This is a genomic window from Curvibacter gracilis ATCC BAA-807 (assembly GCF_000518645.1).
GTDB classification, from domain to species: Bacteria; Pseudomonadota; Gammaproteobacteria; order Burkholderiales; family Burkholderiaceae_C; genus Curvibacter; species Curvibacter gracilis.
The window spans coordinates 491,287-507,123 of sequence record NZ_JADZ01000004.1 but is presented as its reverse complement, the minus strand read 5'-3'; the positions used below and the strand labels follow the sequence as shown (position 1 = coordinate 507,123).

Genomic DNA, 15,837 nt, shown 5'->3' with positions numbered 1-15,837 from the left:
GCACATTGGGCCAACATGCCACGCGCCGGCGCCTGCGGCGGCGGGCGTGCTCATTCACGGCACAGGCGCAGGAGGCGAACGATGCAACTCGGCATGATCGGATTGGGGCGCATGGGGGGCAGCATGGTGACCCGGCTGCTGCGCGGGGGGCACGACTGTGTGGTGCTGGACCGCGAGCCGCAGGCCATTGCACCGCTGTTCGCCCTCGGGGCCCGGGGCGCGGCCTCCCCCCAGGACCTGGTGCAGCAGTTGAGTGCGCCACGCACGCTGTGGCTGATGGTGCCGGCCGCGGCGGTCGATGCCTTGCTGGCCCAGCTCATCCCCCTGCTGGCCCCGGGCGACACCGTGATCGATGGCGGCAACTCGCGCCACCGCGACGACCTGCGCCGCGCCACCCTGCTGCGGGCCACAGGCATCCACCACCTGGATGTGGGCACCAGCGGGGGTGTGGCGGGGCTGGAGCGTGGCTACTGCCTGATGGTGGGCGGCGATGCCGCCGTGGTGCAAGGCGCCGCGCCGCTGTTCGAAACCCTGGCCCCCGGCAGCGGCACGGCCCCACCCACCCCCGGCCGGCCGCCCCACACCGGCACCGCCCGCCATGGCTGGCTGCACTGCGGGCCGCACGGCGCAGGGCACTTCGTCAAGATGGTGCACAACGGCATCGAATACGGCTTGATGGCGGCCTACGCAGAGGGCTTCAACCTGTTGCAAAGCGCCGGCATCGGCCGCACTGGCCTGACGACGCAAGGCACGCAGGCCCTGGCACCCAATGCCGAGACCGCCCCCCTGGATGCGCCCGAGCTGTATGCCTACGACATGAACCTGGCCGACATCGCCGAGCTGTGGCGCCGGGGCAGCGTGGTCAGCTCCTGGCTGCTCGACCTGAGCGCCGAGGCCCTGGTGGCCGACCCCACGCTGGCCGCCTTCGAAGGCCGGGTGTCCGACTCGGGCGAGGGCCGCTGGGCGGTGCAGGCGGCCATGGACGTCGGGGTGCCCGTGCCGGTGCTGAGCGCCGCCCTGAGCGCGCGCTTTGCCTCGCGCGGCGAGAGCGGCTTTGCCCTGCGCCTGCAGTCGGCCATGCGGCATGAGTTCGGCGGCCACGCCGAAACGGCCCCTGCAAAAGACGAATCACACTGAATCGGCCGCCTCAAAAGAATCAGGGCGCCGGAGCCTGTCGGCTGCCGGCGCCCTGTAGGGCCGGTAGGGCCTGTGGGGCCTGTCTCGGCTCAGCGCGAAGCCGGGGCCGAAGGCTTGGCCGCTGCCTTCTGGGCATGCTGGGCGGCCGTGGCGGTATGGCTCTCGGCCTTCTTTTCGGAGCTGGCTGCGGCGGCCTTGTCGCCACTGGCATGGTGCTTGGCCGCATCCTTGTGCGCGGCCGAGGCCAGGTCCAGGTGTTCTGCGCTCTTCAAATGGTGCTGCTCCGCCGACTTGGCGCCGTCTTTGAAGGCGTCTTTGGCGGCGGCATTGCTGCTTTGGGTCAGGGTCATGGAATCACCTTGTGCTGGTTGGGTTGACGAATGCTGAACGCAGACATTGCGCTCAGGTACAGATTCTTGAGCCGTGGGCCAGGGCGGTCTGTGCGACATGGCACCCAGATCTGCAGCGCACTCAGATCGTCTCAGCGCGCTGGTGCGAGCGGCGCTTCTTCCGCGCGACGCCACTCACGCAAGATGCCCCCTGACTCCACCGAGCCATGGGCGGCGCTGGGCTCGTTCATGCGCGACAGGCAGTCTTCACGGGCGTGGTCGCGCTCGGGCAAGGCCTGGCAACGCCGCACCTGGTTGTGGCGGTAGCGCGCCGCGTCCGCGCTGCGGGTGGGGGCTGGCACGGGCTGGGCGTGGGCGGCGTTCGCCTCTTTCAGGCAGGTGGCCCGGTCCTGGTGGCTGCTGCCATCGAGGCAGCTTTGGCGCTCGCTGCGGTAACGCCGTTCACGGTCCTGGGCCTCGGTGGGGGGCAAGGCCAGGGCCGAGCCCAGGGTGCAGGCCAGGGGCAGCGCCAGGGCAAGGCGGGAGAGCCATGACGGGAAGGGAGAGAGGGACATGACAAAGCTCCAGTGGAAAGACGAAGGGGTCGGCACAGGGCTGAGCGGGCTCGCCTGCTGCCGACCTTCCATCCTGGACAGGGACTGAGTAAGGGTCTGTGCGCTGGGGGACGGACCCGAGGCCAGGGCGCGGCCCCCGACATGAGAAGAGCGCATATCCATAGCCGTATTGACTGCTTCACCCACGGGGGCCAGCCACCCGATCATGGCGGTCTACCCACCCACATCCGATCTCCAACATGGTCTCCAGTCAAGCCTTCGGCCCTGCCGTCTCCCGTCGCCTCTTCGGCCTGCTCGCAGCAGGCGTGCTCTCGCTCACCGCCCTGGCCATCCAGGCCCAGACGACGCCGGTGCTGCGCATCGGAGCCATCCCCTCGGTGGCCAACCAGGCCACTGAAAAAGCCATCGAGCTGGCCAAGGCCCAGGGCCTGAACGTGCAGCTCATCGAGTTCGCCGACTGGGTCTTGCCGAACACGGCCCTGGCCGAAGGCTCGATCGATGCCAACTTCTTTCAGCACGACCCATTTCTGGAGCGCTTCAATCAGAGCCGGGGCACACGGCTGAAGCCGATTGCCTATGGCTACTCGACCACCATCGGTCTGTTCTCCAAGAAGCTCAAGAAAGGCGACGCGATCCCGGAGGGCGCCACGATTGCCGTGTTGTCCGACCCGGTGAACCAGGCGCGCTCATTGCTGCTGCTCGAATCCATCGGCCTGCTCAAGCAGAAGCCCGGCGCCAACCACCTGGCCACCCAGGCCGACATCACCGACAACCCGAAGAAGCTCAAGATCGTGGCCATCGAAGGTGCCCAGTCGGCACGGGTGTTCGAGGATGTGACGGCCGTCGTCACCTACACCACCTTCGCCAAGCACGCCGGTGTCGACGAGAAACAAGGCCTGGCTTTTGACAACACCGTGCCCGACAACGTCAAGCGCTACGCCATCCGCTGGGTGACCACGCCCGAGCATGAAAACGATCCGCGCCTGCTGAAGTTCATCGCCATCTACCAGCAGTCGCCCGAGGTCAAGCAGATCCTGCGCAAGCTGTACGGCGAGCTGATCGACTTCCCGTGGTGAGCCTTGGCCCCACACCCGCCTGTTCAACCCTTTGCCCCCACCGACACCATGAACCGCAGCGAACTCATCGACATCCTGGCGCGTGAACACGCTCTGTCCAAAAAGGCCGTGAATGCGGTCCTGGACACCTTGCTCGACACCATTCAAAGCACTGTCCAGCAGGGGGAGGCGGTTCAACTGGTGGGGTTCGGCACCTTCAAGGCCGTGCAAAGGGCGCCTCGCTCTGCGCGCAACCCGGTCACCGGGGTGGCGCTGAAGGTGCCCGCCACCACCCTGCCCCGCTTTGTGCCCGGGGTGAAGTTCAAGGCCGCCGTGAATCCGGTCCGCCAACAGCACCGGCTGTGACAGGTCGCTCCGAGGCGACATCCATCATGCAGCCCGCTGCACCGAGAGGGCCACTCCGCTGTCCAGATCAAACAGGTGCTGAAGCCTCGGTGCCCAGCTCAGCGGCACCACGTCGCCCACCGCCACACTCAAGCGCCCGGGCAGCCGGGCCAGGATGCGGTGCTCGTCATGGGCCCCCAGCACCTGGCCGTGCAGCTCGGTCTGCGAGCCCAGGTGGTCGATGCCTTGCACCCGCAAGGGCAGGCTGGGCAGGGCAGCATCGGCCGCCTCAGTCGCCAGGGTGAAGTGTTCCGGCCGCACCCCCAGGTTCAGCCAGCGCCCTTCATCGCCAAGGCTGGGCGCACTGGCAGGCAGCGGCACATGCAGCTCGGGCCCCAATTGCAGGCGGCCTCGCTGCAGCCGGGCGCGCAGCAGGTTCATGGGGGGCGAGCCCACAAAGCGGGCCACGAACTCGTTGGCAGGGGTGTCGTACAAGGTCAAAGGAGCGCCCACCTGTTCAATGCGCCCCCCCCGCAGCACCACCACGCGATCGGCCATGGTCATGGCTTCTTCCTGGTCGTGCGTGACGTACACGGTGGTGGTCCCAAACTCGCGCTGCAGCAGTCGGATCTCGGCACGCATCTGCACCCGCAGCTGTGCATCGAGGTTGGACAGGGGCTCGTCGAACAGAAAGGCCCGTGGCTCGCGCACCAGGGCACGGCCCATGGCCACGCGCTGGCGCTGGCCACCTGACAACTGCCGGGGATAGCGCTTGAGGTAGTCCCCCAGGTGCAGGGTTCGGGCCGCCTTGTCGATGCGCTGGCGCACCTGGGCTTCGGGCTCCTTGCGCTGGCGCGGGCCGAAGGCCAGGTTGTCGTAGACAGTCATGTGCGGGTACAGCGCATAGCTCTGGAACACCATGGCCACCTCGCGCGCCTGGGCCGGCAGGTGGGTCACCTCGCGGGTGCCGAAGTGGATGCTGCCGCGATCGGTCTGCTCCAGCCCGGCAATCGAGCGCAGCAGGGTCGATTTGCCGCAACCCGAGGGCCCGACCAGGGCCACGAATTCACCGGGCTCGATGGTGAGGTCGATGTCATGCAACACGGGTTGCGGGCCATAGGCTTTGCTCAGCCCCGAGATCTGGATCTGGGTCATGGTTGACGGCGGGAGTGTTCAAGGGTGGCAGCGGCCCCCAGGCCGCCGATGAGGTGCTTCTGAAACCACAGTGCCAGCGCATAGACCGGCGCAATGCCCAGCAGCGAGGCGGCGGCCATCTGGCCGAAGTTCACCACGCGCTCGCCCTCGAACAGCGAGATGGCCACGGTGATGGTGCGCAGATCGGGGCGGCTGTTGAGCACGGAGGCAAACAGGAATTCGTTGTAGCTGAGGATCAGGCAGATGATGGCCGTGGCCGTCAGCCCGGGCCAGATCAGGGGCAGGTTGACGCGCCACAGCGTCTTCCAGGGCCCCACGCCCTCCAGCCAGGCGGCTTCGTCCAGGGCCAGCGGCACCTGCTTGAAAAAGCCGCGCAGCAACCAGAAGGCCACCGGCACATTGCTCAGCCCGTCCACCAGGGCCAGGCCGAGATGGCTGTTGGTCAGGCCGGCCTGGCGCCACACGAAGAACAAGGGCAGCAAGGCCACCACCGGTGGGCTGAGGTAGCTCGACAGCAGCCAACCCGCCAGCCGTTGGCCATGGCGCAGCTTGACCACCGCATACACCGCCGGCACTGCGATGGCCAGGGTGATGAACAAGGCCAGCAGCGCCACCAGCAAAGAGTTCAGCAGGTTCAGGTGCAGGGGTGCCACCGACAGCAGGGTGCGCCAGTTCAGCCAGGTGGGGGCCAGCGGGAAGAAGTAGCCCGACAAGACCTCATCGCGGCTCTTGAACGAGGTGGCCAGCAAAAAGGCCACCGGCAACACCAGGAACAGCAGCGTCAGCCCCAAGGCCAGGCGGCGCAGCAACAGGCGGGGTGAAAGCGGCCAGGCCGCGACCCGGGCCGCCCCGTCCGCAGGAAGGGGCACTGCCGGGGCGCGCCTGAGCAAGGTGGCAACATTCATGGGTGGGATCTCCTCAGGGCGGCAGCTCAGCCCGTGTGCCGTTCCACCCACTGCAGCGCCTTCAGCACCGGCCAGGTCACCAGGCCGACGAACAGGCTGAACAGCAGGGTTTGCGCGGCCGCCAGGCCGATGTCGAAGTTGTGCAGGCCGGTCTTCCAGATCTCGTAGCTGGCCAGGGTGGTGGAGCGCCCCGGCCCACCGGCCGTGAGGATGTACACCACGTCAAAGGTCTTCAAGGCCATGACCTCACGCAGCAGGAAGATGCCCAGCAGCGAGGGGGCCAGCTGCGGCAGGCTGATGTGCACGAACACATTGAGCTCGCTGGCACCCTCCAGGCGCGCGGCCTCGTGCACGTCGGACGGCAGGGTCTGCAGCGCGGCCAGGCACAGGATGACCACAAAGGGCAGCCACTGCCAGGTATCGGCCAGCACCACGGCCGGCAGGGCCCAGGTGTCCGAGCCCAGCACCGACAGCGGGGCGTCCAGCACGCCCAGGTGCAACAACCAGCCATTGAACAAGCCGCCTGCCGGGGCCAGCAGCAGCTTCCAGGCCACGCCCACCAGCACGGGCGGGGTCATCAGCGGCAGCAGGATCAGGCTGCTCAACCAGCGGCCCTGGCGCACGCCCTGCAGCAACAGGGCAAGCCCCAAGCCCAGCGCCAGCTGGATCAGGCTGGAGGGCACGGCGTACAGCCCGGTGCGCAGCAGCGTCTCAAAGAACACGCTGTCACGCAGCAGGTGCTGAAACTGCGCCAGCCCGGCCCAGGCCGCCAGCGGCCGCCCCAGGGTGGACTGGCTCAGCGCCAGCGCCAGCGTGTAGATCAGCGGCAGCCCCGCCACCACGGCCAGGCCCAGGGCCGCGGGCCCGAGCATGGACCAGGCCGCCCAGGGGCGCGCCGGGCCGAGCGGTGCGTTGGAAGCGTCGGCCACGCTCAGGCCTTGAGGATCTGTTCCCATGCGGCTTGGGCCGAGGCCAGAGCCGCCTTGGGCTTCTTCTTGCCCGACACGATCAACGCCAGCTCTTCGGTCAGGGCATCCAGCAGCTTGGGGCTTTGCGGCTGCAACGGCCAGGCCAGGGCGTTGCCGATGGCCGCCTGCACCTCTTTTTGCAGGTGCGGAGCCGCCTTGCCGTACTCGGGCGAATTCAGCACCGAGGTGCGGTTCGGGTCGATGCCACTGCCGGGCAACACGTCTTGCTGCAACGCGATCGATTTGCTGGTGGCCCACTTGATGAAGGCCCAGGCCAGTTCCTTCTTCTGGGTGCCGGTGGTGATCGCCAGGCCAAAGCCGGCGTTCAGCGCCGCGCGCGGGGTCTTGTTGTTGCCCCCCACCGGCAACTGCACCAGGTCCCACTTGTCAACGATCTTGGAGGATTCGGGGTTCTGCGCCGTCACCCCCAGGTCGGTCCAGAAGTCGATCATCGCCGCCTTGCCCGACAGAAAAGCCGGCAGCGCATGCTCGAAAGCCGTCTCCGCCGGGGTGGGCAAGGCCCAGGGCACGATGCGGGCCAGTTCCTCGGCGGCGGCCACCGCCTCGGGCGAGGTCAGGGCCGGGCGGCCATCGGGCGTGAAGAAACTGCCCCCGAAGCCCGCCAGCCGGTTGGCATACGAGGAGCCCACGATCACCGGGATCTTGAAGCCCTCGACCACCGCGCCGTAGATGCCGTTGGCCGATTCCTTCTGGGTGATCAACTTGGCTGCGTTGTAGTAGTCGTCCCAGGTCTTGGGGGCGCTCAGGTTGTGGCGGGCAAAGATCTCGGTGTTGTAGAACAGCACATGGCTGTCGCCGTCGTAAGGCAGACCCCAGCGACGCTGGTTGCGCAAGGTGTAGTTGTCGTACAGAGAGGGCAGAAAATCGTCCGGCTCGATCTCGGCCTTGTCGCGCTCGATCCAGTCGGTCACATCCACCACCACGTTGTCGGCCACCAGGGCACCGAGCGTGTGGTAGAAATAATCGATCACATCGAACTGGTGCGCGCCCGACTGCACATCGAGCGTGGCCTGCGAATGCAGCTGGTCATAGGGCACCGGCGTGACGGTGATCTTGGCCCCGGTCAGGGCCTCGTACTGCTGGGCCAGCAACTTGCCGGCCACCACATGGGGCTGATTGAACAGCAGGTTCAGCGACTGCCCTGCGTACTTCTTGCCACCCCCGGCCGGCGCTTCAGCGGCAGGCGGCGCAGCCGGTGCCGGGGCCGGCTCCTTGCCGCAGGCGGCCAACAGGCCGGCCGCGCCCAGCGCAGAGGCGCCGGTGAGAAAACGGCGGCGCTGCAAAGAAAGAAAATCGAACTGGCTCATGGGAATCCCTGTGATCCTGGAAAGATGGGCGGCGGGCCTGGGCCCGCGCTGGATGGACTGGTTGGCAGGCGTGTTCAAACGGCGGCCGCGGCCACCTCGGCCGAAGGCTGTTCATGGGTGGATGACGCACCCGCCTGGGCTTCGCGCCGCTTCACCGCCTCGATGTCGCGGTACTGCGCGCCCGGGTGCTCGGCCGGCAGGCGGTCGCCGTCGCCAAACAGCTTCTGGCGCAGGGTGCCGGGCTGGTAGGCCTTGGGGTAGACACCGCGCTTTTGCAGCTCGGGCACCAGGTGCTGCACCACGTCGGCGAAGGTCTCGTGGGCCACGGCGTAGGCCAGGTTGAAGCCGTCCACATCGGTGTGCTCCGCCCATTGCTGCAGGATGTCGGCCACGGTGGTGGGCGAGCCCACAAACACCGGGCCCAGGCCGCCGACGCCGCCCCAGGTGGCCAGTTCTTCGATGGTCCAGGCCTTGTCGCCGCCGGCCAGGTGTTCCACCACCGACTGGATGGCATTGGTCTCGACACGGCGCACCAGTTCGGTGGGCGCGTACTGTCCGAAATCGATGCCGCTCCAGCCCGACAGGAACACCAGCGCGCCGTCGTACGAGCTGTAGCGCTTGTACTCTTCGAACTTGGCCTGTGCCTTGGCATCGGTTTCGTCGACGATCACCGTCACCAGGTTGTAGATCAGCACCTTGCGCGGGTCGCGGCCGGCCAGAGCGGCCTGGCGGCGCACATCGTCGACATAGTTCTTCAGCACCGACTGGGTGGGCGCGGCCACGAACACGCACTCGGCATGCTCGGCCGCAAAGGCCTTGCCGGCCCCGGAGGCACCGGCCTGGTACAGCACCGGCGTGCGCTGCGGCGAGGGCTCGCACAGGTGGTAGCCGGGCACCTCGAAGTAGGTGCCTTTGTGGCCGATCTCATGCACTTTTTCGGGCACGGTGAAGATGCGGCGCTCGCGATCCCGCACCACGGCGTCGTCTTCCCAGCTGCCCTCGAAGAGCTTATAGAGCACCTCCAGGTATTCCTTGGCCACGTCGTACCGGTTGTCGTGGCGGCGCAGCCCGCCCTGGCCGATGTTCTTGGCCCCACTCTCCAGGTACGAGGTGACGATGTTCCAGCCGACCCGCCCCTTGGTGTGGTGATCGGCCGTGCTGAGGCGGCGGGCAAAGGTGTAGGGGTGCTCGAACGAGGTCGAAGCCGTGATGCCGATGCCCAGGTGCTCGGTGGCCAGGGCGATCGGCGCGGCCAGTTGCAGCGGGTCGTTCACCGGGATCTGGGCCGCCTGTTGCAGCGCGTGGTAGTTGCTGCCTTTGTAGACATCGTAGTAGCCGATCACATCGGCGATGAAGATGCCGTCAAAGATGCCTTTTTCGAGCACCCGCGCCAGGTCCTGCCAGTAGTCCAGATCCTTGTACTGCCAGGATCGGTCCCGGGGATGGGCCCACAGGCCCGGCGATTGGTGCCCCACGCAGTTCATCTCGAACGCGTTGAAGCGGATGGTCTTGGCCATGTGCGGTGTGCTCCGGTTTCAGTTCCAGGCGTGGCGTGGCGCGTGCACGCCGTTGAGCGCGAAGTTGCCCAGGTGGAAGTACTTCCAGCGCACCGGGTCGTGCAGGGTGTGCGCACGGGCATTGCGCCAGTGGCGGTCCAGGTTGTGCACGGCCAGGGTGGAGCGGGTGCCGGCCAGCTCGAACAGCTTGTTGGTGGCGGCAATGGCGACCTCCGTGGTCAGCACCTTGGCCTCGGCCGTGGCCAGGGTGGCCGCGTTGACCACGTCTTCGCTCGGGTCCTTCAGGGCCCGGTCGATGGCGTGGCCGGCACGCTCCAGCAGGGCTTCGGCCGCGTGCAGGCGCAGCGTCAGGTCGCCGATGGCGCTGATGGTGAAGGGATCCTCAGAGGCACGCTCCTTGCCGCTGTCGATCCAGGGGCGCGACTGCTCACGCACAAAGCGGATGGTCTCGTTGATGGCGGCGGCGGCAATGCCCCCGTCGATGGCGGCCTGGATGATCTGCGAGATGGCGCCTGCCGCAGTGGGCCGGTCAAACGCGGCCACAGGCACCAGACGGCTCACGGGCACGCGCACGTTCTCGATCTTGATCGAGCCCGAGGCCGTGGTGCGCTGGCCAAAGCTGGACCAGTCGTTGATCACCGTCAGGCCCGGCGCATCGCGCTCGGCAAAGGCCAGGAAGCCCTGCCCTTCAGGGCTGACCGCGACGATGGGCACGATGTGCGCCAGCAAGGCACCGGTGGTGTAGAACTTCTCGCCGTTGACCACGGCGGTGTCACCCTCGATCTTGAAGGTGGTCTCGAAGGCGGCCACGGTCTTGCTGTTCTTTTCAGAGAAGGCATTGCCGAAGCGGATGCCGCCGAGGACCAGCGCGAACAGCTCTTTCTTTTGCGCCTCGGTTGCGTCCAGATCGATGTGCGACACCAGGGCCAGGTGGTTCTGGGTGATCTGGGCCAGGCTGGAGTCGCCCTCGGCCAGGATGCGGATCACCTGGGCCAGGGTGGCATACGAGACCTCGGCACCGCCATAGGCCTTGGGCACCGTGATGCCCCACAAGCCGCTTTGCGAATAGGCGTCCAGCTCGGCCAGGGGCAGAAAGCCCTCGCGGTCACGCAGGGCCGAATCCTTGCGGAACTCAGCGGCCAGGCGGTGCGCCACAGCGATGGCTTCGGCATCGTCACGGATCACATGGGCGGGTTGCTGCGGACGCGGGCGCGGGGTGAGCGGTTCGCTCGAGTTCACACGCACCGGAGTCGGTTTTTCAAGGGTGGCGACTGTCATTTGAAGGGTCCTTTCAAGGTCAGCGGCAGCAATATCTGCCATTCAAGTTAATCAAAGAAATCCAACATGGAAAACAATAGGCACGCAGCAATAAACAATTCGCAGCTTCAATGAAACGCGATCAACAGACTATAGGCACTCAAATAAAGGCAACCTTCCAATATCGTCAGGTGCCCAATATCACTCAACAACAAAAAACAGCTTGAATCCGACGCATGAGCGCTCCTGAAGCTTTACATCACTGGGCAGAAGAACCATCCGACCACATGACATGGCCATCAAAAATATCGCACCAGATTAACCCAAGCACCTTCACAAAATCATGATTCCGGTTTAATCGGCGCCGCATTGATTGGAAGAATAAGAGAAGAAACCCGAGGCGCGACATCGGATTTCAACTATGAATATGCACAAAACTCTGGCATTAAAAATCAACAGAATGGCCATCAAAAAATGAGCAATTTGCTGATCAGCGTGCAGCCATCCAGGGCATTGGGCTGGCAAATCGCGGGGATGGGCCGGCGCCGGCACACGCAGCGCCTCACAGGGGCGCCACACCCCGTCCATCAGCAAAGCTGAGGGACAAGTTGCCGTGGCCACCGGATCTCAATGGGCAGACCGGTCACGCCCCTCGGGCCTTCGAACTGGGACTGGGAGGGCTCTGAATGCGGGCCACCCAAAGGCTGCAGGCGCTTGAAGCCCGCCAGGCGGGCACCCGCGCTCAGGCCCTGAGCAGTTCGGCGCGCTTCGGGGCCCACACCGCAGTGACCGACTGAGGCACCGCAGCACGGTCGTGATCGAGTTCAGAGGCCAAGGCTTGCGCCGACAGTGACCGCAGAATGCCCCGGGCCACCAGCCCCGCCTGGGGCACCTGCTCAGGGATCGAGTTGGACTCCCAGAACAAACCGCGCAAGGGGTGGCCGATCGCGTAAAGCCCAGGCTGGGGCTGGGCATCGGCCCCCAGCACACCGCAATCCGAACGTTGCGCCTGGATACCGAAGCCCAGCGGGTCCGGCAAGACCAGGCGTTTGCGCAGCAGGTTCTGGATCAAGGGGTCGTCGATCTGCGTCCAGTCGTATTCAAATCCCAGGCAATTCACCAACCGGTCGGCCTGGAGCGCGTGCTGTTCACCGCTGGCCCGGTCGCGCCAACTGACCAGCAGTCGCCCGTCGCCCCCCAGGCGCACCCCCTCGACCGTGGCGCCGAGGTGCTGGTAACGCCCCTGCTGCTGAACCCGCTCCTGCCAGGCCAGCGCCTCAGGCGCAGTGCGGTGCAGGGCCACATCCCAATAGACGCGCACCCGGTTGACGAAGCGCCGCCGGTCGCGCAATGAGGCCGCCGCCCACAGCGGGGCGACCGACTGCCGCAGCGTGGGCACCAGTCGCTGCCAGTCTTCACCCTGCTGGGCGATCAGGCGGCGTTGCAGACGAACCTGGCGCAACACATCGCGCAACGACAGCGTGGTGGGCTGCCAATGCAGAAAATCGGGCCAGGGGGGCAAGGCGCGGCGCGGCTGCAAGCGCTGACCCCGCCGCGAGAGGGCCAGGTACCGGCCTGTGAAGCCCGCCTGTTCCGCGGAGATCAGGCTGTCGAGCGCACTGAGGCCGCTGCCCAACAGCACCACCGTCTCGTCGTGCGATACCCCTTGCCAGGCGGCAGCAGAATACAGATCTGACACATAACGCGGCGAGGCCAGCACCTGTGGGTCAACCTTGAAGGGCAGCCGATCGGCCCGGCGAGCGAACACCCCGGTGGCCAGCACCACCAGATCGGCACGCAAGGTGCGCTGATCGTCCAGTTCGATCAGGAAGTGCCCGCCCTGGGGCGCCAGATCGATGACACGGCCCCGCACATGCGTCAAGGTGACGCCGGGCCGGGCACTTTGCTGGGCCTCTTGCAGGGTGGCCTCGATGTAGCGGCCATAGAGCTGACGCGGCGGCATGCTGCTGTCGGTGCTGCTGCCAACAGGCACCGCCCAGCCGAAGGCTTTGGCATGTTCGGCGAGCCAGCGGCTGAAATGGTCTGGATCGTCCTCATACAGGCTGAAAAATGGCGCCAGCCCGTTGACAAGATGAGCCGCTGATTCTGTGCTGTAGGCCACACCAGGCCCGACCTGGGCACGGGACTCCACGATGCTGATGAGAAGGGGTGCGGAGCTGTCGCGCAGCAGGCGCAATGCCACGGCGGTTCCGGCCAGACCGCCGCCCACGATCAGCACATGGGGCGTCAATGCATGAGAAACCGGGTCATGGAGCCGGGCTGTGTTCAACGAGGTCTGGGAGGGCATCGGTCTTGCCTGCAGTGGTCGACAGAGTTCTGAAATGCACGACAAGGTGCAAGCCCATCCGAAGCCTTTGCTGGCGCAACGCCAGCGTGCTCAAGGCCTTGGATGCACGGTTCAGATTAGGGCGCGACCCGCCCCGCCACAAATCAAACAAACGTCTATGCATATGTGGATGTCAGCAGCAAAGCCCCACCCGCCCAGGCCCTGGGGCTCGCTGCCGCTCAGACCGCCCTGATCGACGGTAGAGCGGGCCGAGGCCGATGGATAATCGGGCCGACCCGCCTTGCCGGCCCCATGCCTGGAGGGCGCGAGGCCCCAGCCCCAACATCCTGCCCCACCATCCAGCCCCAGCATGACGTTCAAACAGCCCCTCCTGCGACTCCTCCCGGCCACCTTGCTCCTGGCATCGGTGTGCGCCACCTGGCCTGCCCAGGCCGACAGCCTGGCCTCTTCGGCCTCCAGCGCCGGGTCGTCGGCCAGCGGCAGCGTGTCGGACTCGCTGCATGGCTCGAGCAACAGCTCGGCCGACAGCTCGCGCGATGGCCGCCAGGTGGCCAATGGCGACTACCGTATCCTGGCACTGGCCCCGGTGCCGGAACGCCCGGGCAAGCTTCGCCTCACGCTGCAATGGCAGGCGGCCATGCCGGAGGGTCAGGCGACGGCCGCCGCCGATGCGGGCCTGCTGATGTTGGACCTGCCAGCCGACGTCGTGCAAACGCAAGGCCTGGACACCGGCGGCACGGTGCATGCCGAACGCCGCGTGTACGGCATCGAGTTCAGCCGGCCCGAAACCCGGAAAGCCTTCTTTCTGGTGTTGGCCGACGACTGGCACGACGACCTGGCCGCGCGCCGCGTCATCGGCCTGTGAGGCCACGGGCGCTGCACGCCCTGCTCGCGGGTCTGGTGCTGGCCTGCGGGCTGGTCACGGCCCAGGCCGCAGGGCTGGCATCTTCACCGTTGTGCGAGCGCAGCCCCACCTTGAGCGCAGGCGAGCAAGACACCCTGCTGCGCTTTGCCGGGGTGCTGCGCGCCGAGCTGGACGCCAGCGGCGAAGACACGGTGCTGATCAGCCGCTCGGGCCTGGACCTGTCTGAGTTCGGGCTGCGCTACTCCCATGCAGGGGTGGCACTGCGTGACCGCGAGACCGGGGTGTGGCGCGTGCGCCAGCTGTACTACGCCTGTGACGAACAGGCCCCGCGCCTTTACGACCAGGGCCTGGCCGGCTTTGTGATGGGCTCGGAACGACCGCAGCTGGGCTACCTGTCCATCGTGCGCCTGCCGCCAGCCGCCGCCCAGGCACTGCGCGCGGCGGCCCTCGACACCCCCGCCGCCCTGCAACTGCTGGCCAGCCGCTACAGCGCCAACGCCTATGCCTGGGGCCTGCGCTACCAGAACTGCAACCAGTGGGTGCTGGAGCTGATGGCCCTGGCCTGGGGCGCCCTGCCGCGCGGCCCCGATCTGCGCGCCCAGGCCCAGCAGTGGCTGCGCCAGGCCGGTTACGCCCCCGAGCCCGTGCAGGTGCCCTCGCACTGGCTGATGTTCGCCTCGAGCTTTGTGCCCCTGGTGCACCTGGACGATCACCCCGAAGCCGACCGCTTTGCCCTGCGCCTGACGGTCAGCGTGCCCGCCACGCTGGAGGCCTTTGCCCGCGCCCGCTGGCCGGGCAGCCAGCGCCTGGAGTTGTGCCATGACGGGCAGCAGGCCCTCGTGCATGAGGGCTGGACGCCGGTGGACGAGGCCTGCCACGCCGGCCAGGCGGATCGCCAGCAGCCGCTGCTCTGAGGCCATTGGCCCTGCGAGCTCAACGGGCTCTGGGGGCATGGCGCCGGCGCCAACGCCACGCGCGCAAAGTTGCTATAAACCGCGAGCCACCCCGGCACTGCGGTGGCGCCGCCACGGCGCTCAGCCGGTTTGGTGCCCGCAGGCCCGGGATCCTGCAACCCACTCTGGAACCCACCCATGACGACAACACCCTCCATGAAATCGGCGCTGCTGATGGCCCTCCTGCTGGCCAGCGCGGCGGCATCGGCCGAAGCGCCCACAGCCGACGAGGTGGTGAGCACGATGGAGAAGCTCAATGGCGTCACGCCGGGCGCCCGGCGCAACCACATCCGGGGCATCTGCGCCACGGGCAGCTTTTTGGGGGCCCCGGCATTGCAGGCCTACTCGCGCTCGGCGCTGTTCAGCGGCCAGCCCGTGCCTGTGGTGGCGCGCTTCTCACTGGCAGGCGGCAACCCCAACACCCCCGATTCGGCCAAGTCGCCGCGTGGCCTGGCGATCGAGTTCCGCCTGCCGGGTGGCGGTCTGCAGCACTTCACGATGCTCAATGTGCCGGTGTTCAGCGCCGCCACGCCCCAGACTTTTCAGGACGCCCTGCTGGCCAACCTGCCCGACCCGCAGACCGGCAAGCCCGACCCGGCCAAGCAGCAGGCCTTTCGCGACAGCCACCCCGACGCCAAGCCCCTGGCCGAGTTCATGGCCCGCAACAACCCGCCCGTGAGCTACGCGCAAAGCGAGTTCTACAGCGTGCACACCTTCAAGTTCGTGAGCCCGCAAGACCAGACCACCCTGGTGCGCTGGCGCTTTGAGCCCGAGGCCGGTGTCAGCCGCTGGAGCGACGAGGCGCTGAAAACGGCCCCCACCCGCTTCCTGGACGAGGACCTGCTGGGCCGGGTGAAGGCCGGCCCTCTGCGCTGGAACATGGTGGTGACGCTGGGCGAGGCCGGCGACGAACAGAACAACCCCACGGTGTACTGGCCCAGCGAGCGCCGCCAGGTGCAAGCCGGCGTGCTGACCTTGACTGCCGCCACGCCCCAGGCTGGCGCCGAGTGCGAGAAGCTGAACTTCGACCCCCTGGTCATCGCCGAGGGCATCGCGCCCACGCAAGACCCGGTGCTGCTGTTCCGCTCGCCGGCCTATGCAGCCTCGTTCGTCAAGCGCCTGACGGGGCGCTGAGCATGG

General features: G+C 67.1%; 15 protein-coding genes. 6 read left to right on the top strand and 9 right to left on the bottom strand.

The window, feature by feature from the left end; all coding sequences use genetic code 11:
- The first annotated feature begins 81 nt into the window (after positions 1 to 81).
- The gene (gene gnd / locus L880_RS0102345; protein ID WP_027474293.1) at positions 82 to 1,137 is read left to right on the top strand and encodes a phosphogluconate dehydrogenase (NAD(+)-dependent, decarboxylating); all 1,056 of its coding nucleotides are present in this window, start codon (positions 82 to 84) and stop codon (positions 1,135 to 1,137) included.
- Positions 1,138 to 1,226: 89 nt separating this feature from the next.
- On the opposite strand, the gene L880_RS31380 is transcribed toward gnd, so the two are convergent.
- Complete coding sequence (locus L880_RS31380; protein WP_043328113.1) at positions 1,227 to 1,487, bottom strand: hypothetical protein; 261 nt, start codon at positions 1,485 to 1,487, stop codon at positions 1,227 to 1,229.
- Between the two features lie 131 nt (positions 1,488 to 1,618).
- Complete coding sequence (locus tag L880_RS34140; RefSeq protein WP_051442971.1) at positions 1,619 to 2,041, bottom strand: hypothetical protein; 423 nt, start codon at positions 2,039 to 2,041, stop codon at positions 1,619 to 1,621.
- A gap of 239 nt (positions 2,042 to 2,280) precedes the next feature.
- Here L880_RS34140 and L880_RS0102330 point away from each other — a divergent pair, with 239 nt between their 5' ends.
- Positions 2,281 to 3,117 carry a MetQ/NlpA family ABC transporter substrate-binding protein gene (locus L880_RS0102330; RefSeq protein WP_084460923.1) on the top strand — a complete coding sequence of 279 codons (837 nt, stop codon included), beginning with the start codon at positions 2,281 to 2,283 and terminating at the stop codon, positions 3,115 to 3,117.
- Positions 3,118 to 3,120: 3 nt separating this feature from the next.
- Entirely contained in the window at positions 3,121 to 3,462 is a 342-nt protein-coding gene (locus L880_RS0102325) for an HU family DNA-binding protein (protein WP_483772902.1), read from the top strand.
- 24 nt (positions 3,463 to 3,486) lie between these two features.
- Here the strand turns inward: L880_RS0102325 and L880_RS0102320 are convergent, their stop codons facing one another.
- The 7 genes from L880_RS0102320 to L880_RS31365 form a co-directional block, all read right to left on the bottom strand.
- Positions 3,487 to 4,596: an ABC transporter ATP-binding protein gene (locus L880_RS0102320; protein WP_027474290.1), complete on the bottom strand. Its 1,110-nt coding sequence runs from the start codon at positions 4,594 to 4,596 to the stop codon at positions 3,487 to 3,489.
- Positions 4,593 to 5,501 carry a carbohydrate ABC transporter permease gene (locus tag L880_RS0102315; RefSeq protein WP_084460921.1) on the bottom strand — a complete coding sequence of 303 codons (909 nt, stop codon included), beginning with the start codon at positions 5,499 to 5,501 and terminating at the stop codon, positions 4,593 to 4,595. The genes L880_RS0102320 and L880_RS0102315 overlap by 4 nt, the downstream gene beginning before the upstream one ends.
- Before the next feature lie 26 nt (positions 5,502 to 5,527).
- Entirely contained in the window at positions 5,528 to 6,457 is a 930-nt protein-coding gene (locus L880_RS31370) for a carbohydrate ABC transporter permease (RefSeq protein WP_084460919.1), read from the bottom strand.
- Positions 6,433 to 7,797: an extracellular solute-binding protein gene (locus L880_RS0102305; protein ID WP_043328107.1), complete on the bottom strand. Its 1,365-nt coding sequence runs from the start codon at positions 7,795 to 7,797 to the stop codon at positions 6,433 to 6,435. Before L880_RS0102305 ends, L880_RS31370 begins: the two co-directional genes overlap by 25 nt.
- Before the next feature lie 74 nt (positions 7,798 to 7,871).
- On the bottom strand, positions 7,872 to 9,314 hold the full coding sequence (locus tag L880_RS0102300; RefSeq protein WP_027474287.1) for an LLM class flavin-dependent oxidoreductase: 1,443 nt from the start codon (positions 9,312 to 9,314) through the stop codon (positions 7,872 to 7,874).
- 18 nt (positions 9,315 to 9,332) lie between these two features.
- Positions 9,333 to 10,592, bottom strand: coding sequence for an SfnB family sulfur acquisition oxidoreductase (locus tag L880_RS0102295; RefSeq protein ID WP_027474286.1), 1,260 nt, complete (start codon positions 10,590 to 10,592; stop codon positions 9,333 to 9,335).
- A 721-nt stretch (positions 10,593 to 11,313) separates the two neighbouring features.
- Complete coding sequence (locus L880_RS31365) at positions 11,314 to 12,879, bottom strand: FAD/NAD(P)-binding protein (protein WP_084460917.1); 1,566 nt, start codon at positions 12,877 to 12,879, stop codon at positions 11,314 to 11,316.
- Positions 12,880 to 13,228: 349 nt separating this feature from the next.
- On the opposite strand from L880_RS31365, the gene L880_RS0102285 reads away from it, so the two are divergent.
- From L880_RS0102285 to L880_RS0102275, 3 genes are all read left to right on the top strand, one after another.
- A complete protein-coding gene (locus L880_RS0102285) occupies positions 13,229 to 13,744 on the top strand; it encodes a hypothetical protein (protein ID WP_043328105.1) in 516 nt (171 codons plus the stop codon).
- Positions 13,741 to 14,658, top strand: coding sequence for a DUF2145 domain-containing protein (locus L880_RS0102280; protein WP_425389158.1), 918 nt, complete (start codon positions 13,741 to 13,743; stop codon positions 14,656 to 14,658). Before L880_RS0102285 ends, L880_RS0102280 begins: the two co-directional genes overlap by 4 nt.
- A gap of 177 nt (positions 14,659 to 14,835) precedes the next feature.
- Complete coding sequence (locus L880_RS0102275; RefSeq protein ID WP_245614882.1) at positions 14,836 to 15,831, top strand: catalase family peroxidase; 996 nt, start codon at positions 14,836 to 14,838, stop codon at positions 15,829 to 15,831.
- The last annotated feature ends 6 nt before the right edge of the window (positions 15,832 to 15,837 follow it).